Annotated in this window: 19 protein-coding genes and 2 tRNA genes; 13 read left to right on the top strand and 8 right to left on the bottom strand. The window is 47.6% G+C overall.

What is annotated here, in order from left to right; translation table 11 throughout:
- The first annotated feature begins 38 nt into the window (after positions 1-38).
- The gene (gene cysB, locus UM402_RS08490) at positions 39-1,013 is read left to right on the top strand and encodes an HTH-type transcriptional regulator CysB (protein ID WP_058578822.1); all 975 of its coding nucleotides are present in this window, start codon (positions 39-41) and stop codon (positions 1,011-1,013) included.
- A 17-nt stretch (positions 1,014-1,030) separates the two neighbouring features.
- On the opposite strand, the gene UM402_RS08485 is transcribed toward cysB, so the two are convergent.
- The 3 genes from UM402_RS08485 to pabB form a co-directional block, all read right to left on the bottom strand.
- Complete coding sequence (locus UM402_RS08485) at positions 1,031-2,404, bottom strand: L-serine ammonia-lyase (RefSeq protein WP_053952485.1); 1,374 nt, start codon at positions 2,402-2,404, stop codon at positions 1,031-1,033.
- Between the two features lie 93 nt (positions 2,405-2,497).
- Positions 2,498-3,112 carry a CoA pyrophosphatase gene (locus tag UM402_RS08480; protein WP_053952484.1) on the bottom strand — a complete coding sequence of 205 codons (615 nt, stop codon included), beginning with the start codon at positions 3,110-3,112 and terminating at the stop codon, positions 2,498-2,500.
- Positions 3,109-4,491, bottom strand: a complete 1,383-nt coding sequence (pabB, locus tag UM402_RS08475; protein WP_058578823.1) for an aminodeoxychorismate synthase component I — start codon at positions 4,489-4,491, stop codon at positions 3,109-3,111. Before pabB ends, UM402_RS08480 begins: the two co-directional genes overlap by 4 nt.
- Positions 4,492-4,669: 178 nt before the next feature.
- Between pabB and UM402_RS08470 the strand changes: the two genes are divergently transcribed.
- Together UM402_RS08470 and rmuC are read left to right on the top strand one after the other, a co-directional pair.
- Positions 4,670-6,193, top strand: coding sequence for a fumarate hydratase (locus UM402_RS08470; protein WP_058578824.1), 1,524 nt, complete (start codon positions 4,670-4,672; stop codon positions 6,191-6,193).
- Complete coding sequence (rmuC, locus tag UM402_RS08465; RefSeq protein WP_058578825.1) at positions 6,193-7,500, top strand: DNA recombination protein RmuC; 1,308 nt, start codon at positions 6,193-6,195, stop codon at positions 7,498-7,500. Before UM402_RS08470 ends, rmuC begins: the two co-directional genes overlap by 1 nt.
- Before the next feature lie 29 nt (positions 7,501-7,529).
- Here rmuC and cysZ read toward each other — a convergent pair whose 3' ends face one another.
- Positions 7,530-8,276 carry a sulfate transporter CysZ gene (gene cysZ / locus UM402_RS08460; protein ID WP_058578826.1) on the bottom strand — a complete coding sequence of 249 codons (747 nt, stop codon included), beginning with the start codon at positions 8,274-8,276 and terminating at the stop codon, positions 7,530-7,532.
- A 142-nt stretch (positions 8,277-8,418) separates the two neighbouring features.
- Here cysZ and smc point away from each other — a divergent pair, with 142 nt between their 5' ends.
- From smc to ligA, 3 genes are read left to right on the top strand one after another with little or no spacing between them, the layout of a single operon-like run.
- A complete protein-coding gene (smc, locus tag UM402_RS08455; protein ID WP_058578827.1) occupies positions 8,419-11,871 on the top strand; it encodes a chromosome segregation protein SMC in 3,453 nt (1,150 codons plus the stop codon).
- A 26-nt stretch (positions 11,872-11,897) separates the two neighbouring features.
- The gene (zipA, locus tag UM402_RS08450; RefSeq protein ID WP_058578828.1) at positions 11,898-12,860 is read left to right on the top strand and encodes a cell division protein ZipA; all 963 of its coding nucleotides are present in this window, start codon (positions 11,898-11,900) and stop codon (positions 12,858-12,860) included.
- 11 nt (positions 12,861-12,871) lie between these two features.
- Positions 12,872-14,884, top strand: a complete 2,013-nt coding sequence (ligA, locus tag UM402_RS08445; protein ID WP_058578829.1) for an NAD-dependent DNA ligase LigA — start codon at positions 12,872-12,874, stop codon at positions 14,882-14,884.
- Here ligA and UM402_RS08440 read toward each other — a convergent pair.
- From UM402_RS08440 to gloB, 3 genes are read right to left on the bottom strand one after another with little or no spacing between them, the layout of a single operon-like run.
- Positions 14,881-15,387 (bottom strand): hypothetical protein, encoded by a 507-nt coding sequence (locus UM402_RS08440; protein ID WP_058578830.1) that lies wholly within the window; start codon positions 15,385-15,387, stop codon positions 14,881-14,883. The two genes, ligA and UM402_RS08440, sit on opposite strands and share 4 nt — an antisense overlap.
- A gap of 8 nt (positions 15,388-15,395) precedes the next feature.
- Positions 15,396-17,030, bottom strand: coding sequence for a lytic transglycosylase (locus tag UM402_RS08435; protein WP_322295284.1), 1,635 nt, complete (start codon positions 17,028-17,030; stop codon positions 15,396-15,398).
- Between the two features lie 47 nt (positions 17,031-17,077).
- On the bottom strand, positions 17,078-17,839 hold the full coding sequence (gloB, locus tag UM402_RS08430) for a hydroxyacylglutathione hydrolase (protein WP_058578832.1): 762 nt from the start codon (positions 17,837-17,839) through the stop codon (positions 17,078-17,080).
- A 74-nt stretch (positions 17,840-17,913) separates the two neighbouring features.
- Here gloB and UM402_RS08425 point away from each other — a divergent pair, with 74 nt between their 5' ends.
- Both UM402_RS08425 and UM402_RS08420 read left to right on the top strand, forming a co-directional pair.
- Entirely contained in the window at positions 17,914-18,666 is a 753-nt protein-coding gene (locus tag UM402_RS08425) for a class I SAM-dependent methyltransferase (protein WP_058578833.1), read from the top strand.
- Between the two features lie 3 nt (positions 18,667-18,669).
- Positions 18,670-19,059, top strand: a complete 390-nt coding sequence (locus UM402_RS08420) for a rhodanese-like domain-containing protein (protein WP_058578834.1) — start codon at positions 18,670-18,672, stop codon at positions 19,057-19,059.
- A gap of 5 nt (positions 19,060-19,064) precedes the next feature.
- Here UM402_RS08420 and rnhA read toward each other — a convergent pair whose 3' ends face one another.
- Complete coding sequence (rnhA, locus tag UM402_RS08415) at positions 19,065-19,538, bottom strand: ribonuclease HI (RefSeq protein WP_058578835.1); 474 nt, start codon at positions 19,536-19,538, stop codon at positions 19,065-19,067.
- A 51-nt stretch (positions 19,539-19,589) separates the two neighbouring features.
- Here rnhA and dnaQ point away from each other — a divergent pair, with 51 nt between their 5' ends.
- The 5 genes from dnaQ (at position 19,590) to UM402_RS08390 (ending at position 24,308) form a co-directional block, all read left to right on the top strand.
- On the top strand, positions 19,590-20,297 hold the full coding sequence (gene dnaQ, locus UM402_RS08410) for a DNA polymerase III subunit epsilon (RefSeq protein ID WP_053952470.1): 708 nt from the start codon (positions 19,590-19,592) through the stop codon (positions 20,295-20,297).
- On the top strand, positions 20,282-21,586 hold the full coding sequence (locus tag UM402_RS08405) for a TIGR03503 family protein (protein WP_322295283.1): 1,305 nt from the start codon (positions 20,282-20,284) through the stop codon (positions 21,584-21,586). The genes dnaQ and UM402_RS08405 overlap by 16 nt, the downstream gene beginning before the upstream one ends.
- Positions 21,587-21,720: 134 nt before the next feature.
- Positions 21,721-21,797 (top strand) — tRNA-Asp (locus UM402_RS08400).
- Between the two features lie 25 nt (positions 21,798-21,822).
- Positions 21,823-21,899, top strand: a tRNA-Asp gene (locus UM402_RS08395).
- 231 nt (positions 21,900-22,130) lie between these two features.
- Positions 22,131-24,308, top strand: coding sequence for a M3 family metallopeptidase (locus UM402_RS08390; protein WP_058578837.1), 2,178 nt, complete (start codon positions 22,131-22,133; stop codon positions 24,306-24,308).
- Positions 24,309-24,314 lie beyond the last annotated feature (6 nt).

Raw genomic sequence — 24,314 nt, 5'->3', positions numbered from 1 at the left:
TTATATCACAATTCGCAAACTGAGTGGCATGTCCTGCTATGAAATTACAGCAATTAAAGTACATTGTTGAAGTGATGAACCATAACTTAAACGTTTCTGCCACCGCGGAAAGTTTGTTTACGTCACAACCTGGTATTAGTAAGCAAATACGAATGCTGGAGGATGAATTAGGAGTTCAGATTTTCGGCCGGACCGGCAAGCACCTTACCCATATTACGCCAGCAGGGCAGGATATCATTCGAGTGGCAAAACAGGTGCTCGATAACGTTAATTCGATAAAAACGGTGGCGGCGGAGCACACGCAGCCCGATCAAGGCAAATTAACGATAGCGACCACTCACACTCAGGCTCGTTATGCGCTGCCCAGTGTGATTAAGCGGTTTATTGGTCAGTACCCGCGAGTGTCGTTGCACATGCATCAGGGCTCTCCGCAGCAAATTAGTGAGGCGGCGGCAAAGGGACGTACCGACTTCGCGATAGCGACTGAAGCATTGCATCTTTATCAGGATTTAATCATGCTGCCGTGCTACCACTGGAATCGCTCAATTGTGGTGCCTAAGTCACACCCGCTGGCACAATTAAAAGATATCTCTATTGAAGATGTTGCCCAGTATCCAATTGTCACTTATGTGCATGGATTTACCGGTCGTTCTGAGCTCGACAGAGCCTTCGCTCAGGCAGGTAAAGAGCCGCAAATTGTTTTTACGGCGACAGACGCAGACGTAATAAAGACCTATGTGCGCATGGAGCTGGGAATTGGGGTCTTGGCTTCAATGGCATACAAAGAAGATGAAGATCGCGATTTAGTGGCAATTCCAGCCAGTCACTTATTCGAAGCAAGCACCACTAAAATTGGCTTCCGTCGCGGAACATTTTTAAGAACTTACATGTATGACTTTATTGAAAGCTTTGCCCCGCATCTGACGCGTGAACGAGTGCAGCAAGCGGCGCAGCTTAAAACTCAAGAAGAAATTGATGCGTTATTTGAAGGGTGTGAGTTGCCGGTGCTGTAATACACCGGCTTCGTTTTTCAGCACTCGATAATATTAACCGCTAAGCCGCCCCGGGCGGTCTCTTTGTATTTAGTCTTCATATCGTTACCGGTATCCCACATGGTCTTAATGACCTTATCCAGAGACACCTTATGGTCGCCGTTGCCACGCATTGCCAGACGGGCTGCGTTAATGGCTTTGACGGAGCCCATTGCATTACGCTCAATACACGGAACCTGAACCAGGCCACCGACAGGGTCACAGGTTAAGCCAAGGTTGTGCTCCATACCAATTTCGGCAGCATTCTCAACGGTTTCAGGGCCTCCGCCCATGAACTCAGCCAGTGCGCCGGCGGCCATGGAGCAGGCAACACCCACTTCACCCTGACAACCGACTTCAGCGCCGGAAATAGAGGCATTTTTCTTGTACAAGATGCCAATAGCGGCCGACGTTAGTAGAAAGCGAACCGCAGAGTCTTCGTCCAGTGTTTCAATGAACTTATCGGCATAACTCATGACCGCCGGAACGATACCTGCTGCACCGTTAGTTGGCGCGGTGACAATACGACCGCCCGCAGCGTTTTCTTCGTTTACTGCCAAAGCGAATAAATCGACCCAGTCCATAACTTGCATGGCATCGCTCGACTTTTCTTTTTTCAGCCGCTGATACAATGAAGACGCTCTGCGACGCACTTTTAAGCCACCGGGTAAAATACCCTCGGTGGTAATACCGTTGGTGATACTTTGCTGCATGGTGCGCCAAATTTTCATTAAGCCTTCGCGAATCTCATCTTCGCTACGGAACACTTTTTCATTCGCCATCATTAATGAGCTAATGCGCAGTCCGTGCTCCTTGCAATGACCTAATAATTCAGCGGCACTGTCGAACGGATAGGGAATAGGTTTAGATGATTGCTCAATGGCTTCTTCTAAGGTTTCATCAAAGTCTTCGTCACGAACAATAAAGCCGCCGCCAATAGAGTAGTATAGGTCGCTATAGATAATATCGTCGCCTTTGAGGAGCTTAAGCTCCATAGCGTTGGCATGCTTTGGCATGGTTTTACGACGATGGAATGTAATAGCGCCTTCTGCCGGGAATGCGACTTCGTGCTCACCTAATAAAGCCAGTTTCTCGGTTTTGCGAGTCTGTTCAAGGAAGTTGTCAACGTTGTCGGTGTCTACTGTCTCCGGCAGTTCGCCCGCCAAACCTAAAATAACCGCTTTGCCGGTACCGTGACCTTTGCCGGTTTGCCCTAAAGAGCCAAACAACTCTACTTTGACACCATCTGCCTGAGTTAAGTGGCCAGCTTCTTTAGCGGCTTTCAGGAAATCGAAGGCCGCTTTCATAGGACCCACTGTGTGGGAACTCGAAGGACCGATACCAATTTTGTAAATATCAAAAACGCTGATCATACTTATCCTTACCTGTCGCGTTCGTTACTATTAATTATAGTATTGTCGCATGAATTGTGTGGGGGCTGGCAAGCTTTATAGCGAAATAACTGGTCAGTTGAGTGGCTTAAAGTGACTTTTCCGCTCTGGTTGAAGCTGCTCAGCCAATTCTCGCAAAATTCCTGCGGTTGCTCCCCAGATATTGCGGTGTTGCCAGGGGATAAAATAAACCCGGTCATAAATGAACTTGCGAATGCGGTAAACGTAATGATTGCTCGGATCAAGAATGTCCGCCAGAGGTACTTCGAATATCTCGGCGACTTCACTCTCTTCGGCAACCAGCTCCTGCTGCGGCGACACAAAGGCCACATAAGGACGTATCATAAAGTAAGACAATACGGGATAATCATGTAAGCGACCAATGACTTCAACCTGTGACCGAGGCAAACCAATTTCTTCCTCGGTTTCTCTTAATGCTGTATCCAGCAAGTCATTGTCGGTTCTGTCGTAGCGACCACCGGGAAAGCTAATTTGTCCGGCGTGTTTTCTTAATGAAGCGGAACGACGTGTCAGTATCAATGACAGCCCATGCGGGCGCTCAATGATAGGAATAAGCACGGCTGCTGGTCGCAAGCGTTTACGCAAAGGCTCGTCAAGTTTTCGGTCAACTGACGGCGATGGCGTGAGGCTGAAACGTCGAACAAACTCGGCGCGGTTTTTGATGGTCATGAGGTTAACACCGGCAAAATACGAGACACTTTGTCCTTGGTTTCCTGATATTCCTCATCGGCTTTAGAGTCGGCAACCAGGCCGCCCCCGGCCCAGCAATAAAGCTGACCGTTTTCTGCTAATAACGTGCGAATGGTAATACTAGAGTCGCTTTGGCCGTGCTGTGAGAAGTAGCCTATGCTGCCGCAATAAATGCCGCGGCGATTCGGCTCGAGCTCTTCAATAATTTGCATAGCCCGAATTTTAGGAGCACCGGTAATCGAGCCACCGGGGAAAGCTCCTTTAAACAGACGTAAAGCAGAGCCGCCCATTTTTAATTGCCCGGTAATGGTTGATACTAAATGATGCACAGCCGGAAAGCTCTCTATGGCAAACAGCTTCGGCGTTTTTACCGAACCGGGCTCGCAGTTTTTACTGAGGTCATTACGCAGTAAATCGACAATCATCAGGTTTTCGGCACGATCTTTCTCTGAATTCAGCAAGGCCTGTTTACTGGCGGAATCCCTGCTGCTGTCTTCATAACGTGGCCGGGTGCCTTTTATCGGCTTAGTTTGCACCTCTCCCGCACCAGTAGTGCTTAGGAAGCGCTCAGGAGAAACGCTGAGAATGGCGCTTTCAGGGGTGCGCATGAAGGCTGAAAACGGCGCGTTATTAGAAGCCCTTAACTTTTTATAAGCTGCCCACTCACAGCCCTGATAACTCGCCTGATAACGTTGCGCTAAGTTAATTTGATAGGCGTCACCGCTAAGTAAGTAGGCTTGTACCGCATTAAATTTAGTATGGTACTCTGCCTCTGACATATTGCTTCGCCAGGCGCTGGCCAGCTTGAAAGGAGTGTTTGAGTCTGACTGCGGTGACTGCTCCCAATAAGCTTTCTGCGTTTTAAGCGCCTGTTCAGGAGCGACCAGCCAAACTTCGTTGCGCTTTTTATCAAAAATAACCGCTTCGCAATAGTACGCAAGTACTGCATCACTGGAGTTGTATTCGTCACGGTTAAACTCAGGAATGACTTCCAGGCAACGGCCGAAATCGTACCCCACTGCGCCGGCAAAACCGCCCTGGAAAGGCAAGTGTTCGGGGCCGTTATAATGGCCTGTCAGCGCCATTAATTGCTCAGCGTAATCGAACATCTGGGCAGCGTGAGTTGGGGCTTTCGGGAGTTGGGCTATGCTATTGGCGGAGACAGTGAGTTGCTCGTTTTTACTGCGGATGACGCATTCAGGCGCTCTGAAGATAAAGTCATAATGAGCGTCTTCGTGTGTTGTCGAGGCTGAGTCAAGGAAAAGTGCATAAGGTTCGCTTTGGCAGCGCTCAAATAGCTCAAGCGCTGTTAGGGTGGTTTCCAGTTTTACGGCACACAAGTTAGGAAAAATGCTCACACTTAGCCCTTTGATTTACTTAATAACAGCCACGAATTAAGGATAAGAATCATTCTATCACAGTGACACTAACTCGGTTAGTTACACTGGTCAGTTGTTAGTGAAAACGCTATTATAGCGCCACGTTTATCAGAACCAATATCGGAACCATTCGATATAAAAATGAAGAGGTAGAGCCATGACCACCATTCGTCAGGCGGATTTTATTGACAGTATTGCCGATGCCCTGCAGTACATATCTTATTATCACCCATTAGACTTTATTAAAGCGTTGGACGAGGCGTATCAACGTGAAGAGAGCGAAGCAGCAAAGAATGCCATTGCTCAGGTGTTGACGAACTCGCGTATGTCGGCGCAAGGCCACCGTCCAATTTGTCAGGACACCGGTATTGTCACCTGCTTTGTGAAGGTTGGTATGGGTGTGCAATGGGATAAGACCGACCTGACAGTTCAACAAATGGTAGACGAAGGAACTCGCCGAGCTTACAAAAATCCGGATAATCCATTACGAGCGTCAATTGTCGCAGACCCGGCAGGTGCGCGTAAAAACACGGGTGATAACACTCCTGCTGTTGTTCACATCGATATGGTGCCGGGCGACGAAATTGAAGTCATGATTGCCGCAAAAGGCGGTGGCTCTGAGAATAAGTCGAAAATGGCTATGCTAAACCCTAGTGACTCGATTGCTGACTGGGTTGTAGAAACTCTGCCGAAGATGGGTGCCGGTTGGTGTCCACCGGGTATGCTGGGTATTGGTGTTGGTGGTACTGCTGAGAAGTCAGCCGTATTGGCGAAAGAGTCGTTGATGGAGTCTGTGGACATCCATGAACTGATTGAGCGTGGTCCGCAAAACGCGGAAGAAGAATTACGCTTGGAAATTTTTAACCGCGTTAACGCACTAGGTATTGGCGCCCAGGGCTTAGGTGGCTTAACAACGGTGCTGGATGTGAAGATTAAATCACTACCGACACACGCCGCTTCTAAGCCAGTCACCTTAATTCCAAACTGTGCGGCGACTCGTCACGTTCACTTTACGTTAGACGGCAGTGGTGCCGCAGACTTAGCGCCACCGAAGCTGGAAGATTGGCCCGATGTCACTTTTGAGCTGGGTGACGACGCTCGTCGTGTGAACCTGGATGAAGTGACGAAAGAAGACATTCAAGACTGGAAAATGGGTGAAACAGTGTTGTTGTCCGGTAAGTTACTTACTGGTCGCGATGCCGCTCACAAGCGCATTAAAGGCATGCTGGATAACGGTGAAGAGTTGCCGGTTGATTTCAACAACCGCTTTATTTATTACGTGGGACCTGTCGACCCGGTGGGTGATGAAGTGGTAGGCCCTGCTGGCCCGACAACCTCGACACGTATGGACAAATTTACCGACCAGATGCTGGAAGAAGCCGGTATTATCGGTATGGTTGGTAAAGCTGAACGCGGGCCAGAAGCCGTCGAGAGTATTCGCAAGCACAAAGCCGTCTACCTGATGGCTGTGGGCGGTGCGGCGTACCTGGTTGCTAAAGCGATCAAGAAAGCCCGGGTTGTTGCCTTTGAAGATTTAGGTATGGAAGCCATATACGAATTTGAAGTGGAAGACATGCCGGTCACTGTGGCTGTGGATAGCGACGGTCAAAATGCACATACTCAAGGTCCTGCTATTTGGAAAGCGAAAATTGCTGACCTCAATGAAAAACTAGGAGCTTAATGATGTCGCTGGCACTGTGGCAATGGATGGCAATAATTGGAGTGCCGGTTGTGACTGTCGTTACGGCGTTGTTGTTGCTTTGGCAACAGCAGCGCCGTTTGCGTTTACAGGCAGAACAACAAAATACGGCACTGGAACAAGATGCAGAAATTCTTCGCGAGCGTATCGATGAACTGCAGCACGAAGTCTATGAAAAAGACAGTCGTCTGCGCGAGACGTTAGCCCGGGCTGATCATGAGCAAAAAACCGCAGAAGAAAAGCTGAACTTGTTAAAAGCCAGCGAGGAGCGCCTGACGCAGCAATTCGAGAACCTGGCTAACCGTATTTTTGAAGAGAAGTCGAAAGGGTTGCAGCAACATCATCAGCAGTCTTTGCAGGCAACATTAGAGCCTTTTAAACAACAAATCGATGCGTTTAAAAAGCAAATTACTCAGCAGTATACAGACGAAACAAAAGAGCGTTCAGCGCTTAAAAACGAGCTGTTGTCACTGAAAGACTTAAACCGTCGTATGGCCTCTGAAGCTGAGGCGCTGACTAAAGCATTGAAAGGCGATACCAAGCAGCAGGGTAACTGGGGTGAGGTTGTACTAGAACGTATTCTCGAACAGTCGGGGCTGCGTGAAGGGCACGAATATCAAACCCAGGCACACCATCGCGATGAAGACGGCAAGTCATTCAAACCAGATGTCATTGTGCATTTGCCGAATAAAAAAGACGTGGTTATCGACTCGAAAGTCAGTTTGTCCGCTTATGAGCGTTACTTTAACTCTGACGATGACCTTGAGCGCGAACGAGCATTAAATGAACACGTTCAGTCACTTAAACAACACATAAAACAGCTTGGGAAAAAGAGCTACCACCAATTGGAAGGCTTGCGAACGCTCGATTATGTGTTGATGTTTATTCCAATTGAACCGGCATTTTTATTGGCAGTTGACCGTGACCCAGAGCTTATCCGGCTGGCGCTGGATAATCAGATTATGCTGGTGAGCCCAACTAACTTGCTGGTTGCGCTGCGTACGGTTCACAATATCTGGCAGTATGAATATCAGAATCAAAACGCTGAGAAAATTGCCACCGACGCTGCGCGCTTGTACGACAAGTTTGTCGGGTTTGTAGAAGACCTAGAGAAAATTGGTAACGGCTTACAAACACTGGATAACCGTTATCAGGAAGCGATGAAAAAGCTGAGTACTGGTCGCGGGAACCTTATTGGTCGAGTCGACAAGTTCCGCCAGATGGGTGTACAAACGAATAAACGGTTAAGTTCAGACTACTTAGAAAATGACTCAGAAAGCGACGACTGAGCAATGCGCTCAGTCGTCTTCTAAGTCCTTTAGCGCTGCTCTAATGCACTGCGACGGTAATGGTCGACCCACAATGCTGTCGCACCCGATACAGCCAGCGGCATAATAATTAGGTTCACAAAAGGAATCATGGTTAATAGCGTGATTCCCAAGCCAAACGAGAAAGTCCGACTCCGCTGTAACCCCAACTCAGAGCGCATACGCTTAAATGAAATTTTGTGATTATCGAACGGATAATCCAAATACTGAATAGACATCATCCAGCAAACAAAAACGTACCAGAGAATTTGCCCAAATACCGGGATAATTAAAGACAGCAAGAAAAAGCCGATGGCCCGTGGCAGGTAATACATGAGTTTTTGAAATTCACGGCCAACCGTTCGGGGTATGTCCTTAACGAGTCCCATAAACCCCTCATCCCCTAAAGTTTCGCCACTTTCATAACGCTCGACTTTTTCCGCCAGTAAGCCATTAAAAGGTGCGGCGAAAAAGTTCATGATGCTGGTAAAAATAAAGGAGAAAAAGGCGACCATCACAATGACCACCAGTGGCCATAAGATAAATTCCAACCATTGGAAAAAGTCGGGTAGCCAAGCCATGAATTTATTAAGCCAGTAGTCGGCTTCGCCGTACAGCCAGCTGAAGGCAATGGTGAAGAGAATCAGGTTGGCCAAAATAGGGACAATAACGTAGCGGCGTAGCCCTTTGGTGCGGATGAGCTGTAAACCCCTTCCTATATAGGATATTCCCGACTCACTGTAGATCGGTTTGTGCATGCGAACTCCTGCTGTCACTTTTGTTGCTCATAATAGGGCAAAACCACCCTTATGTGTGGTTGAAATTGTTACAAATGACTACGGGATCTGCTAGAGTCTTTGGATTATAAATAACGTCAGTAATAACTATAAAAACAGCCGAATGCGACTGAAACACATCAAACTTGTGGGCTTCAAGTCATTTGTTGACCCGACTAAAGTTCCTTTTCCCGATCAAATGACCTGCGTAGTGGGTCCGAACGGCTGTGGCAAGTCGAATGTCATCGACGCTGTGCGCTGGGTTCTGGGTGAAAGCTCAGCGAAAAACCTTCGCGGCGATGCCATGACTGACGTGATTTTTAATGGCTCTAACGCCCGTAAACCTGTGTCTCAAGCCAGTGTTGAACTGGTATTTGATAATAGCGCAGGGCGTATTCAGGGTGAGTATGCCGCGTTTAACGAAATCTCCGTCAAACGCTTAGTTACCCGAGACGGCCAGTCGAATTATTTTCTGAACGGCAGTCGTTGCCGACGCCGCGATATTACTGATTTATTCCTCGGGACCGGCCTCGGCCCCCGAAGCTACGCCATTATTGAACAAGGCATGATCTCCCGCTTAATTGAGTCAAAACCTCAAGAGTTGCGGGTGTTTATTGAAGAAGCGGCGGGTATTTCTAAATACAAAGAGCGTCGCCGCGAAACAGAAAATCGGATGAATCACACGCGCGAAAATTTGGAGCGCCTGAGTGATGTGCGTGAAGAACTGGGTCAGCAGCTGGATAAGCTAGAGCGTCAGGCGGCCGCGGCAATTCGCTATAAAGAACTGAAAAAACAAGAGCGCCAGTTGAAAGGCGAACTGCAGGCATTGCGTTGGTTAAAATTAGATAACCAGCGGCAGCAACTTGATGCCCAATACTCTGAGCAGCAGGCCGAACTTGAAAAGTGGCAAGCGCAGCAAAGCGGCGACGAACGTGGAGCTATAGAGCTGAAAGAAAGGGCTGAAGAGTTACGCTCTCAAGTTGAACAATCGCAAGAGAAAATGTTCACCTTGGGTAATGAAGTGACTCGTATTGAGCAAACTCTAAAGCATCAGCATGAAATTAAAGCGCAGCGTGAAGAGCGTTTGCAGCGAATTCAAAGCGAACTGACACAACTTGAGTCGCAACTTGACGAGGATAAGCTGCAAAAAGAGCAGTTGGCTGAGCAGGAAATGATGCTTGAACCGCAGCTTGAAGAGCTGGCCGAACAGGTTGAAGAGATGTCTGAGCAAGCGCAACAGGCTGATGAAAACTACCGAAGCTGGCAACAGCAGCAACGCTCACAGCAGCAAAAAGTGCGCGATATTGAACAACAGCATCAGCAGGCGCAGCTGAAAGAACAACAGCTTCAGCAAAGCCGTGATTACACTAAGCAACAGTTAGAGCAAGTTAACGATCAGCAACAGGACGTTAAAAATCAGCTTAGTGACGTATCGTTAGACAGCCTGCAACGCGAATTTGATGAGGCTAGTGAGCGATTAAACAGCGCTATTGAGCGGCTTCAAACAACAAAGCAACGGTTAGCGGACAGTCGCGAGCAGGTTGAGCAGGCACAGGAAGCGAAGCGCAGTGTTGAATTAGAACAAAATAAAGTACAGGCGAACCTGCAAGCCATTGAGCAGTTACTCATCAAGCATCAGTCAGGCGATGACAGCGCGGATGAGTGGCTTGAAACGCATTATCCAAATACCCCGAGAGTCCGTGACGTTCTGAAAGCAGAGCCTGGCTGGGAATTGGCTGTTGAGCAGTTTTTGTATGAGTGGCTGGATGCCGCGGTTCTTGAAAGCGCACCTGAACGAACTGAGTCAGTAGCAGGTCTGAAACTGATATGGTCAAGCGCCGCAGAGCCTAACCCCGGTACTTTGGCGAGCAAAGTCTCTGGTGCATTAAGATATTGGCCGCCGCTGCAACTGTGTGCTGTGGCTGACAGTGATGAGCAAGCACAAAAGCAGGTATTAGGCGATGAGGCTGAGTTTGCTGTGTCAAAACAGGGTAACTGGCACTGGCCTAACGGGTTTATGTCATCGCGAATTGATAGCAACACCAGCCAACTGCAGTTGCAGAGTCAGTGTGACAGCCTGAAACGTGAGCAAGAAGAGTTAGAAAACTCGCTAGAAACAGCGACACAAAAATTGGAACAGGCACGCGCTTCTCAGAAAGAGATTGAGCAGGAACTTGAGCGCGAGCAAGAGCAGCAACAGGCCGCGCAGAATGACACAAATAAAGCGGAGCAGCAGTTAAACTGGGCTAAGCAACAGCAACAACAGTATACGCAACAACTGGAGAGGCTTAGCGAGCAACAATCAGAGCTTGAGCAAAAAGCAGAAGAGCTTAATGAGCGTATTGAGGAAGCTGCATTACAAAGAGAAGAGCTGAACGAACGGTTATTGGAGAGCGACGCAGCGGATGATGATTCAGGTGATGAGTTAGAACGGCTGGCCAGCGACAAGAAAGAGCAGCTGCAGGCACTAAAGTCTAAACAACAGCAGCTGTCTATGCAGCAACAAAACATTACTGTTCAGGTACAGCAGCTCGACACGGTCTTACAACGCAGTGAACAGCGTTACCAGCAGTTAGTGGATGAAAAGACCACGCAACAAAGCTCTGACGGCGAAGAAAATAAGCAGGAATTGGAAGAGCGACTGACAGAGCTTCTTGACCAGCGTCAGGAGCAGGAAGCCATTTTGCAGGAGCAGCGTGCGCAACTGTCTGAGTTAGAACATGAATTGTCAGAGCTTAATCAAGGTCAGTCGGCTGTTCAAATGCGTATTGCGCAAGCCAAAGAAGCACAGCAAAGCACTGAGATTGAAAAGGCCAAGTTGCAAGAGCGCAGCCAGGGGGTGCTTGAGGGACTGGCAGAAACCGGCATGACCTTGAAAACCTTACTGCAGGAGTTGCCACAGGAAGCTGAGGAGCAGCCGTGGCAGACTAACCTGGAGAACGTGCAGAACAAAATTAAGCGCCTGGGAGCCATTAACCTGGCGGCGATTGAAGAAGCTGAAGCGCAAAGAGAGCGTAAACAGTATCTGGATCAGCAAGTGGATGACCTATCATCGTCTTTAGAAACGCTGGAAACCGCCATACGAAAAATAGATAAAGAAACCCGGCATCGTTTTAAAACGACTTTTGATGCGGTGAACAGTGACTTACAGGTATTGTTTCCAAAAGTGTTTGGCGGCGGTAGTGCCAGTTTAGAACTCACTGACGACGACTTGCTGGAAACAGGCGTCACTATTATGGCAAGGCCACCGGGTAAAAAGAATAGTACGACTCACCTGCTAAGTGGTGGAGAAAAAGCATTGACCGCATTATCATTGGTGTTTGCCATTTTCCGGTTGAACCCAGCACCATTTTGCTTGTTAGATGAGGTTGATGCGCCACTCGATGATGCGAACGTAGGCCGCTTTTGCCGCTTAGTGAGTGAAATGTCAGAATCGGTACAGTTTATTTATATCAGTCACAACAAAGTGGCTATGGAAATGGCGTCACACCTTGCCGGGGTGACAATGCAGGAAGCAGGTGTGTCGCGCCTGGTTGCCGTTGATGTAGAGCAAGCCGTCGCTATGACGGAAGCCTGACAATAATAAGAAGGTTGATAGAGCACATGGGCAATTTACAATTGACGCTCGGAATTTTAGGGGTACTGGCCATTGCCGGTATTATCGCGCACGGATTATGGAAAATTCGTAAAGGGAACCAGCAGCAACGCCAACAAGAACAACGTGTTGCTGAAAAGCGCCAGAAACAAAATAGTGGCTTTGATGATGATGGTATAGGGGAAGTCAGGGTGGTTCGTCAGGCTTCGTCTGAAGCACCGGATACCACGGATTCAGTGCCAACTGACGATGAAGACACGAGTACCAGAGACCCTAGTGCTGAGCCGAAGCCGTCAATGCGTGAAGAAAAGCTTCAAGAAAAAGCTCAGGAGAAACCGAGTCAGCCTCTTTCTGCGGCCGAGCAAATGGCTATGGACCTGGACGTCGACGACGAAGTCGATACGCCGCTACCTTCTATGCGTGTGGATAAAAATGAGGAAGTAGAGCAATCTGAGTTGGCGTTAGAGCCTTCAGACGAGAAACCACTGAAACAGCCTGAAGCGTCAACTGAGCAACCTGAAGAGCCCGAAGAACAGGGGGAGACAGACATTGGCGAGCCAGAAGAAGTTATTGCATTGCATGTAAAAGGCTCAGTGCAGGGCGCATTATTGTTACAAATGATGACCGAACTCGGCTGTAAGTTTGGCGACTTAGGTATCTTTCACCGTTATGAAAATACGGCGGGTACGGGCGAGTTAATTTTTAGTGTCGCCAATATGTTTAATCCGGGAACCTTTGATCTCGACAACCTGGAAAACTTTGAAACAGAAGGCGTTGCGTTTTTTATGGCCTTGCCGATGAAGTTCGACGGCCAGCAGGCCTTTAATATGATGCTTAACGCAGCCAAAAAGCTGGCGACTGAAATACCTCAAGGGCAGGTTTTAGATGGCCAGCGACAATTGCTAACCCGTCAGTCTATTCACGAAGCACGACAAACTATCCGTGAGTTTGAACGTCAACATTCAGCATAGAATTAGGTGTTATGAGTCAATCTACTGCCCAGCGAATGCAAGAGCTGGAACAATTACTGAATCGCTACAACAAAGAATATTACGAAAATGATGAGCCGTCGGTTCCTGATGCTGAGTACGACAAACTATTTCGTGAATTGCAGACGCTGGAAAAGCAAAATCCAGGCCTAAAAAGCAAAACCTCACCAACGGCTAAAGTGGGTGGTAAACCGCTAGCCAAATTCAACACGGTAAAACACGAAGTACCTATGTTGTCTTTGGATAATGCGTTTTCTGCGGAAGAATTCGCAGCGTTTTCTAAGCGTATTGGGCAAAAGCTGGATGAGGGGACTCAGGTCACGTTCTGCTGTGAGCCCAAGCTTGATGGTGCGGCCGTAAGTTTATTGTATGAGTCGGGAGTGCTGGTACGCGGTGCCACTCGAGGTGACGGCGAAAGTGGTGAGGATATTACTGAAAACGTCAAAACCATACGCAACATCCCCCTCAAGTTAAAAGGCGATGTCCCTGACCGACTGGAAGTGAGAGGCGAAGTGGTGATGCCAATCGGCGCTTTTGACCGCTTTAATGAAAAGGCTCGTCAACAGGGCGAAAAGGTTTTCGCTAACCCAAGAAATGCCGCTGCCGGGAGTTTGCGTCAACTGGACTCCCGAATAACGGCAAAGCGTCCATTGCATTTTTACGCTTATAGCCTGGGGTTAGTGTCTGAGCATACGGTATTGCCCGACAGCCATTATGAACGTCTGCAGCAGCTAGCCGAATGGGGGCTTCCCGTTAACAGTGAAATTGAACGGGTAGACTCTGTTGAAGGTTGTGACAGTTATTATGAAAAAATTCTTGAGCGCAGAGACTCGCTGAATTACGACATTGATGGTGTTGTCTTTAAGGTTGATACCATAGCTCTTCAGGAAGAACTTGGCTTTGTTGCCAGAGCGCCGCGTTGGGCTATTGCCCGCAAGTTCCCGGCACAAGAGCAACTGACGACTATCACCGGCGTCGACTTTCAGGTAGGACGTACCGGGGCTATTACTCCGGTTGCCCGGCTAAAGCCTGTCAGCGTTGGAGGAGTAACCGTATCGAACGCGACTTTGCATAACGCCGATGAAATTGAGCGTTTGGGTGTGCGCATAGGTGATACAGTAAGTATTCGCCGCGCCGGGGATGTTATTCCTCAGGTTGTTAGTGTTTTAAAAGACAAGCGCCCTGAGAATACCCGGGAAATTACTTTTCCAAAACGCTGCCCGGTTTGTGACTCTGACGTAGAGCGCATTGAGGGAGAGGCCGTAGCTCGTTGTAGTGGAGGACTCTACTGCGCGGCTCAGCGAAAAGAGGCGATAAAACATTTTGCCTCGCGTAAAGCTATGGATATTGATGGTTTAGGCGACAAGCTGGTTGATGTGCTGGTTGAAAAGGACTGGGTAAAATCTCCTGCTGACTTATATCGTCTGAGTAAAGCTGAATTGGCAACGCTGCCAAGAATGGCCGCAAAATCTGCTGAGAATTTAAAGAACGCTATAACAGCGACTAGGGAGACTACACTCGCGCGTTTTCTTTATGCGTTAGGCATTAGAGAGGTCGGAGAAGCCACAGCAAAAGCCCTGGCCAGACATTTTAAAACCTTTGACGCCGTTCAGTCCGCCAGCAGTGAACAATTGCAGGAAGTCCCTGATGTTGGCACGGTCGTGGCTGAACACATTGTGCGCTTTTTCCGTGAATCGCATAACGAAAACGTTGTGAAAGAGCTACGTGAGTTTGTCCATTGGCCGGAAGGGGAAGAGGCAGGCGACATACAAAGCGATCGTTTAGCTGGAAATACTTACGTGATTACCGGTACTTTGTCGACAATGACTCGTGATGAAGCCAAACAGGCGTTAGAAGCGTTAGGAGCAAAGGTCAGTGGCAGTGTGTCTAAGAAAACGACAGCGTTAATTGCCGGAGAAAATGCGGGTTCAAAACTGACGAAAGCCCAATCCCTCGGGCTTTCGATACTGTCTGAAGACGAATTAAAAGAGCTTTTGGGCGCTTAGCGGCCGCGTGTGCTCAGGTCTTTTAAAAGGCCTGAGCCGCTAATATCAGCTATGCCTTTTTCTTCATCGAACTCGAACTTAATGGTTGGGTGTGTGCTATCTAACAAATAGCTTCTGTCGTTAATTCTGACGCGCAAGTGCTTCAACGGCTCTTCGTCATCAAATTCCCGGCGATGCTCAACAACGATGTTGTGCTCACCAATGGCCAGTTCGAAGCCTTTAAAAAAGCCTTCTGCAAACTCGGCAACATAGACCTGACCTTTGTCATTCACAAACATATTGAGAATGTAATTAGGCGGCATTTCAGAAGTGCGCATTTGCGACTTGCCCGCGGTGAATATCACCGTGTCATAGACTTTTTTATACTCAAACCCGAAGTTAAGAGGTTCAGTCCTACCTGAAGGGTAAATAACTTTACCTTCGCCTTTGGCTTCCCAGTCAGCCAAACTCTGGGTACTGAATAACAAAGCAATACAAGTAATAGCGTATTTCAAAATCTTCATAACGGGCCTCAACTACTCACCTCGGTTACATCTACTTTCAGTCTCAGCATCTGTCCAGGCTGCAGGTAACGGTTGCGTTGAATATTATTCCATTGCTCAATTTGGCGAATGGTCACGTTAAACTTATTAGCTATCCTTGCAAGAGAGTCTCCTGAACGTACTCGGTAATTAACCGTTCGAATAATGCTGTTAACACTACTGCGTACGACGGAAGAGGCCTCAGCTTCAGTCCAAACAACAAGCTCTTGCCCAGGTCTTAAGTAGTCTCCGGGCGCCATTGAATTCCATCGAGCTAGATCTCGTAGGTTGACGTCATAAGCACGACTGATATCCCAGAGAGTGTCACCCGACTGAACAATATAATCAATACGTTTGCCGTCGCGTTTTTGATCTTGACGGTTTTCACGGCGCTGATCTTGCGACAAGGTGTAATTTTCAAGACCTAAGGTGGCAACAGGAACCAGTAAGTGCTCACCGGCGCGAATAATATGGCTGCTAATGTCGTTAAGTTGTTGAATGACATCGACAGAAGTATTGTATTTTTTTGATATCGTTAGCAGGCTTTCTCCTGACTTCACCTTGTGGCGTGTCCAGGAAAGCCAGTCTTTAGGCTCGGTCTCTTGCAATGCCAGGCTGAACCGCTCTGCATTTTCAGCCGGTAACAAAAAGCGGTGAGGGCCGTCAGGTGCTGTGGCCCAGCGGTTATAGCCCGAGTTAAATTGGTGCAGTTCTTCCAATGACAAATCAGCCATATCGGCCGCGAGGGCTAAGTCGATTTGCGCTGGAGCTTCTACTACTTCCAGCATTGGCTGATTCTCAATGGGGTACCAGGTAATACCGTACTTCTCGCTATTGGCTAAAATATCAGCCAAGGCTAATAATTTAGGAACATAAGCGCGAGTTTCACGCGGTAAGTCCAGGTTCCAGAAGTCGGTTGGTTTGCCGGCACGCTTGTTTCTTCGAATTGCATTGCCAACGCGCCCCTCACCTGAGTTATAAGCGGCCAAAGCATGCATCCAGTTGCCGTCGAAATAACGGTAGAGGGCTTCTAAATAATCCAGCGCAGCATGGGTCGCGGCAAATACGTCCCGGCGACCGTCGTACCACCAGTTAATATCTAAACCATATTGACGGGCTGTGCCCGGAATAAATTGCCAAACACCGGATGCACTGCCATGAGAATAGGCGAACGGGTCAAACGCACTTTCGACAATAGGCAACAGCGCCAGATCTATAGGCATTTCACGGCGCTCTAATTCTTCAACGATAAGATGTAAATAAGGCTCTGCACGTTTAGCAACCCGGTCTAAATATTCAGGATGACTGGCGTACCAGTTTCGTTGACTTTGGACTCGTTGCACATTCGGCACGTCAAACACCAATTGTTGACGAATACGCTGCCACAGGTCGTCTTGTTCCTGCGGTGTCAACTGAACCCGCTCGGGCTCTTTTTTTGTTGTCGCTTCTGCAGTAACAATCGTTTCTTCAGGAACCGGTATCAGCTCTAAAGAGGTTTTTTCATGGTTAGTTTCTTGCTTTTTCTCAGCAAAGAAAAGGCCAGTGCTTTGGCATCCTGAAAGAGCGATAGCGCTTGTCAGTACACTTAATTTTAGCCAAGTTGTGCGGCTTCTTGTTATAACCATGAATTTTAAAACCCTGAATATGTTAAAACTTGGTGAAGTTTAAAGAATCAGCCGTTATCTTTCCACTGTCTAATAGTGTAAAAAACGTCCTCAGGGGCATTTTTTACACTTCCGGCATGTTCCGAAGCCGCTTTCATCACACTTTTCTGATCAAACCGTAAGAATGGGTTTATCGCTAACTCAAGGTTTAACGTACTTGGTAGAGTAATTTCATTTTGTTCGCGTAGCATTTTGACCTTTTCGGCATAACTTTTCAGTATCGGGTTGTCAGGTTCCAGTTTTTGGGCGAAAGTTAAGTTAGCTTGTGTGTATTCATGTGCGCAAAAGACCCGAGTATCCCCCGGAAGCTGACGAAGCTTAAGTAACGACTGACTAAATTGCTCAGGCGTTCCCTCAAACATACGCCCACAGCCGCCGGAAAATAACGTGTCTCCACAAAACAGAAAGCCGGGCGTGTAAAAACTAATGTGATCAAGTGTGTGCCCCGGAGTTTCCATCACTTCCCAGTCAACGCCAGCCATTGAAAAACGCTCACCTTCTTGAACTGCCTGGGTAATTGTTTTTATCTCTGGGTTGTGCGGACCAATAACCGGACATGAGTATTCTTTAGTCAAGTCAGCAATGCCGCCGGTATGGTCATAGTGATGGTGCGTGACGAAAATAGCGGTAATGGTTTTATTGTTTTCTTTCAGCCATTCAAAAACCGGAGTGGCTTCGCCGGGGTCAACAATAATGACGCCATCGTTTGTGTTTGTCTCAATAGCCCAAATGTAATTGTCGTCAAACGCACAAATAGGGTGAACTCGCATAGAAACCTCGATAACGCTAAGCTATGATGAGTTAGCGATAGTGACAGAATGCTCCCATAATACAGGATGACGCAGTGTTTATTAAACCGGCATATTCTAAGGTTCCGTTGAAGACACCAACGCAGTGGAGCAGTCTGGCCTGCGGAGAGTTCATTAAGTCGCAAACCCGTGAGGTTATGCACCGTTATGAGCGCAAGATGAAGCCAGGCTGTCAGGTCATTGTCGGCAATTTGGGGGCAGAACTTCAGCAACAAGAGCATATAGACAGGGTTTCAGTGGCGCCATCAGGGCAGGCTGACATGTTAGGCATATTGACCGAGCTGCCAATAAAAACCGACAGTGTCGACACGTTAATTAGCCCCTTTACCCTTGAATTCCACCAACATCCCCACCAACTTTTAAGAGAGTACACGAGAGTACTGGACGATGACGGCGTGCTAGTTTTAATGGGCTTTAACCCGGTCAGTCCGGCGGTAGCCAGTGGCTTTTTTGTGCGTCATGTAAAACCATTTCCCTGGTGTGGACGTTATTTTTCAATAGCAAGAATGAAAGACTGGCTGGCGCTTTTGGGATTCGACGTAAAATACAGTGAATACTTCGTTCCTCATTTATTGCATAAAGCGGAGTTCCAGGGGTTGGATTGGTCAAGCTCGCTGTGTGAAAAAGTCAGGGTGTTTAATGCGGCTTATGTATTGGTCGCAACCAAACAAACATTGATTGGTCGAATTAATACGGTTTCGACACGCAGAAAAGTGCGTTTATCAGGGCAGCAGCCCGCCACTGCCATGACATCGGACAGTTTTAAATTAGATAAGTCAAAGAGGTAAATTATGATTACGGCAAAAGAACTGTGTGGAAAGGCGAAAGCAAACGTAAAGGAAGCGAATACGGAAGAGCTTCAAAAAGCGATAGAACAAGGCGCCAGAGTGATTGATGTGCGCGAGCCTGCCGAATACAGCCAGGGACATATTCGTGAAGCTGTGAATATGCCACGTGGGGTTTTGGAAATGCAACTGAACCAACACCCTGATGTTGCTGGGTATGATGACGCATTAGAGCGTATATCGGAAAAGCCCCTGTATCTTATCTGTAAAACGGGTGGGCGTTCAGCGTTAGCTGCTGAGAGCCTTGAGCGCATGGGCTTTAATAACGTTTATAGCGTTGACGGCGGCATGACCGCATGGCAAGAAGAGAAACGTCCAGTCGTGGCGGGTGAGTAACTCACCTAATCGGGTTTAAACCCTGCATCCTCGAGCAAAGGCTCGCGACTGGCGGCGTCGCGGGCCAGCTCATCACAACGTTCGTTTTGAGGGTGCCCTGAATGGCCCTTTACCCATTGCCACTTTATTTTATGGTTTCGAACCTGTTCGTCTAACTGAACCCAGAGATCCTGGTTTTTAACCGGTTTTTTTGCCGCTGTTTTCCAACCGTTTTTTCGCCACTTGGTCATCCACTGTTCAATGCCTTGTTTGACGTACTGGCTGTCAGTCGACAAAACAATATCGCAAGAGCGTTTCAGTGCTTTTAAGGCTACAATAGTGGCCATCATTTCCATGCGATTATTGGTCGTTAACTTATAACCTTGGCTCATTTCCTTATGATGGGAGCCATATTCCATAACAATGCCGTAACCGCCGGGCCCCGGGTTGCCAAGACATGAGCCGTCAGTATAAATGTGAACAGTTTTTGAGTTGGGCATGTTAATTGGTACTATATTGAATGATTTCAGCCAGTATATCAGGAATTTTAAATGCGTCAGGTCGTTTTAGATACGGAAACCACGGGTATAGACCCTCAGAAAGGGCACAGAATTATCGAAATAGGCTGTGTTGAGCTTATTGACCGAAAGCTCACGGGGAATCATTTTCATGTGTACATCAACCCTGAGCGAGTGGTGGAAGAAGAAGCCATAAAAATTCATGGTATTACCAACGATTTCTTAATCGATAAGCCGGTGTTTGCTCAGGTTTGTGACGACTTTATTGAGTTTATTAAAGGCGCCCAGCTGGTTATTCACAATGCACCGTTTGACGTCGGGCATATGGACGCTGAGTTTTCGAGAATTAAGCCTTTCCCGGGCTTGACCAGCGACTTCAGTACGGTATTGGATACTTTGCAGCTCGCCCGGGAAATGCGGCCGGGTCAAAAGAACAACCTAGACGCTTTGTGCCGTGCTTATGATGTCGACAACTCGTCGCGTGAGCTGCACGGAGCCTTACTCGATGCGGAAATACTGGCTGACGTTTACTTAATGATGACTGGCGGGCAAAGAGCCCTTAATTTGTCAGAAAACAAAAAGTCAGCTTCAGGTGTAGCCGGTGAAATTCAGCATCAGGCCATTGAAAACCGTCCTCCACTAAAGGTTTTGCGTGCATCAGCCGATGAAGAAGTATTGCATCAACAACGGCTTGATAAAGTTAAAGAAGAGGGTGGACGCTGTTTGTGGCTAGATTCGTAACTCAGTTTGGTTGGGCTGCACTGGTTCTGTTTTTGTTTAGCTGCTCGGTGACAGCGGTTCAGCAAACATCTGGCGCGTCAGACAAAGAGGAGGTTCTTAAAAAAGCGATGTCGCTGATTGAAGGCGATATGAGCAATAAACTTCCTATCGACGGTCAGCGCTTTCGAATTGATGAAAATGTTGATGAAATTACCCTGCTATTTTTCCGGGAGCCCGGCAGTAAGCCCTTAATATTAATTAAGCCTGACGGCAGCAAGTGGTATGACAGTCGTTATCCTACCGACCAAGTAACTTGGTATACCGATCCAAACTTCGACATTATTCGCATTAAAAATCCGCAGCCTGGTCCCTGGCAAGCGGCAGGGCGCATCGACGAAGAAAACAAAGCATTGGTTGTTTCCGATATTCGTTTCGAGGCCGACCCGTTGCCGGAACCGCTTTACCAAAATGAAGAGCTGAAGGTCGAGGGGCGACTATATAACGGTAAAGAAATTGTAGAAACCGCACGCTTTCGGCAAACAGTGACGCTCGACGTGCTTTTTATCAGCACCAATAATGCTGATTTTGATAACTTTGGGGCAACACCGGTACGAGTTGCGCAGTTCCTGGATAATGGGCGAGGTCATGACGAGCGTGTTGGTGACGGTGTGTTTACCGGCTTTTTCAACCTAGATGTTGAGCCCGGTCAGTGGATGGCAACCTATGAAATGACCACACCGCTTTATGAGCGAGTCTTTGAGTTTGGTCCTTTGGTGGTAAAGCCACTGCCGGTGAATTTTGAGGTGATTGAGTCTGAAGCTGTCGAAGATGATCACCAGTTAAAAGTCACCGTTAATGATGAAGAAATAGATCCAAAAAGTTTGGTGGTTAATGGTGAAACGCAATTCCCCAATGGCGAAGTGCGTAAGTTTACCTTTAGTCAAGTTGATGAATTTCCTTATCAGGTGCCCATTGCGAATCTGGCTTTCGGGAAACACTTAATTGACATTGATATTTTTGCGACGACGTTGAACGGACGTGAATTTGAAGCAAGGCTTGATGATTTTAGTTTTATTGCCACAGAGCCACCACCGCCCGAACCAACAGCGGCCGAAATAGCTGAGCAGAGACGTATTGAAGCAGAGCGTCAGCGGGAAATTAAACGGCAAGAGCGTGAAGCGAAGGAAAAACAGGCTATGATGAACTTATTTATCATTGTCATAGTGAATGTAGTGATAATTGCTATCGTGCTTTTTGGGCTGTGGTGGTTTAAGTTCAGAAAGAAGAAAACTGATAAAAATGACGCTTAGTGGTCAAAAAACCGCAAAACTGAATATAAATCAGACAAACAGAAAAAATCTTAAAAAAAAGTGTTGACTCATTTGTCCCTCACTCGTAATATGCACGCCGCGTTGAGGGACATACTTCAACGCAGTACTGATGCGGAGTGGTAGTTCAGTTGGTTAGAATACCGGCCTGTCACGCCGGGGGTCGCGGGTTCGAGTCCCGTCCACTCCGCCATTTAGTACATCCCCCGAATTTTTGCGGAGTGGTAGTTCAGTTGGTTAGAATACCGGCCTGTCACGCCGGGGGTCGCGGGTTCGAGTCCCGTCCACTCCGCCATTTTTCTTAAGCGCAAACCTGTGCAGTGTCAGCATAATTTCTTACATAGCTATACTTCTAGTTTTGCGGTAACTGTTTTGTCGTAGCAGTTTTCTGTGTTTCCGTTTTCTACCATCCGCTTTCCACCTCTTAGAATAGGCTTTTTGACGCTTACCCCTTGAGCAAGCGCTCATACAGGGCTAGAGTAATGGCACTAAAATCACAATGACAAGAAAACAGTGGGAGAAATCCATGCGTAAAACATTATTAGCCGTCGCAATTGGTGCAGCGGTATCACTCGGCGCTTGCAGCGATGCGAGCAAGCCATCAAATACTGAAAACGGTTCTGCACAAGCTGAAAGTAGCCAGGAAGCAACGGCAATGAACCCATTCTTCGAAGCCAGCTCACTGCTTTATCAAGCGCCTGACTTCAATGCCATTGAGTTTAAACACTTCAAGCCTGCTTTTGAGCGTGGCATGAAAGAGCATATGGAAGAAATTGAAGCCATTGCGACCAACTCTGAAGAACCAACGTTTGAAAACACTATTGTTGCGATGGAAAAGTCTGGCGCAATTCTTGGTCGTGTAAGCTCTGTATTCTATAACTTGTCTTCGTCACACTCGAATGACCAAATTCGCGAACTACAAGCTGAACTTGCACCCAAAATGGCGGCTCATGGTGACAACATTAGCTTAAACCCAGACTTGTTTGCTCGAATCAAAACCTTATACGAACAGCGCGATGAGCTGGAATTAAATGGTGAAGAAAAGCGCCTTCTGGAAGAAACCTATAAAGACTTCGTTCGTTCAGGTGCACTCCTAAACGAAGATGAGAAAGCGCAAATTCGTGAAATCAATGAGCAGCTTTCAAGCCTGACTAACGAATTCCGCGATGGTTTAATGTCGCTGACCCAAGAAACCGTTGTGTTTGTTGACGACAAAGAAAAGTTGGCAGGCTTAAGTGATAGCCGTATTGAGAGTCTGGCGAATGCAGCGAAAAGCCGCGATAAAGAAGGCCAATATGCCATTGTTCTGACGAACACTACACGCCAGTCTATCTTAGCGGAGCTGGAAAACCGTGAATTGCGCCAACAAGTTTGGGAAGCGTCAGCGAACCGTGGTACTGGCAACACGGAAACCGATCAAAACCCATTGGTTAAACAGTTAGTTAAGCTGCGTGCTGATAAAGCGCAACTTTTGGGCTACAACTCTTGGGGTGACTATGTTCTGGAAACGAACATGGCAGGTAACCCTGATGCGGCGAAGAAAATGCTGCGCGACTTAGTGCCTGCGGTAGTTTCAAATGTAGAGCGTGAAGCGGCGGAAATTCAGGCCGCGATTGAAGCCGACGGTAAAGATTTCGAACTGAAGCCTTGGGACTGGTTCTACTACGCTGAGAAAGTGCGTGCTGAGAAGTATTCACTCGATTCTGATGAAGTGAAAAAATACTTCGAGTTTAATCGTGTATTAGAAGACGGTGTTTTCTATGCGATGGGTGAACTATTTGGTATTACGTTTGAAGAACGTAACGACATCCCTGTGTATCAGGAAGATGTCAAAGTTTATGAAGTGTTTGATGTTGACGGTAGCAGCTTAGGTCTTTTCTATGCCGACTACTTCGCTCGTGACAGCAAGCGCGGTGGCGCCTGGATGAGTTCATTCCGTACTCAGTCTGAGCTGATGAACCAAAAGCCTGTTATTCTAAACAACATGAACATTACCAAAGCTCCTGAGGGCGAACCTACGTTCCTGAGCTTTGATGAAGTATCGACTATGTTCCACGAAATGGGACACGCACTTCATGGTATGTTCTCAGATGTTACTTATCCTTCATTAGCGGGTACATCTGTATCTCGTGACTATGTAGAGTTTCCTTCAACTTTCCAGGAAGACTGGATGTTGAATGAAAAAGTGATTAATAACTTTGCAAAGCACTACGAAACGGGCGAACAAATTCCACAAGAGTTGCTGGACAAAGTATTAGCTGCACGTAACTTTAACCAAGGCTTTGATACTTTAGAGTACGTAGCGGCTGCTTTACTCGACCTTGAATACCATACGGTTGAGCCGGGTACTGAAATTAAGGACGTGCAAGCGTTTGAGAAAGAAGCACTGGAGCGTAATGGTGTATTGGTTGAAGCGGTTCCACCACGTTACCGTTCAACTTACTTTGCACACGTTTTCGCAGGCGGTTACTCTGCTGGCTACTATGCTTACATGTGGAGTGAAGTACTAGCAGCCGATGCGTTCAAACACATGAACAATAACGGTGGTTTAACGCTGGAAAATGGTCAAGCATTCCGAAAAGAGATTTTGTCTCAGGGGAACAGCAAAGACCCAATGCAGCAGTACATCGACTGGCGTGGTCAAGAGCCAACGGTTGAAGCACTGTTGGAACGTCGCGGTTTGACAGATCCAAGCATTGATTAATCTGCC

Origin of the sequence: Idiomarina sp. OXR-189, assembly GCF_034373425.1 — a bacterium.
Lineage (GTDB): Bacteria > Pseudomonadota > Gammaproteobacteria > Enterobacterales > Alteromonadaceae > Idiomarina > Idiomarina zobellii.
This window is presented reverse-complemented; position numbering and strand designations above follow the sequence as displayed.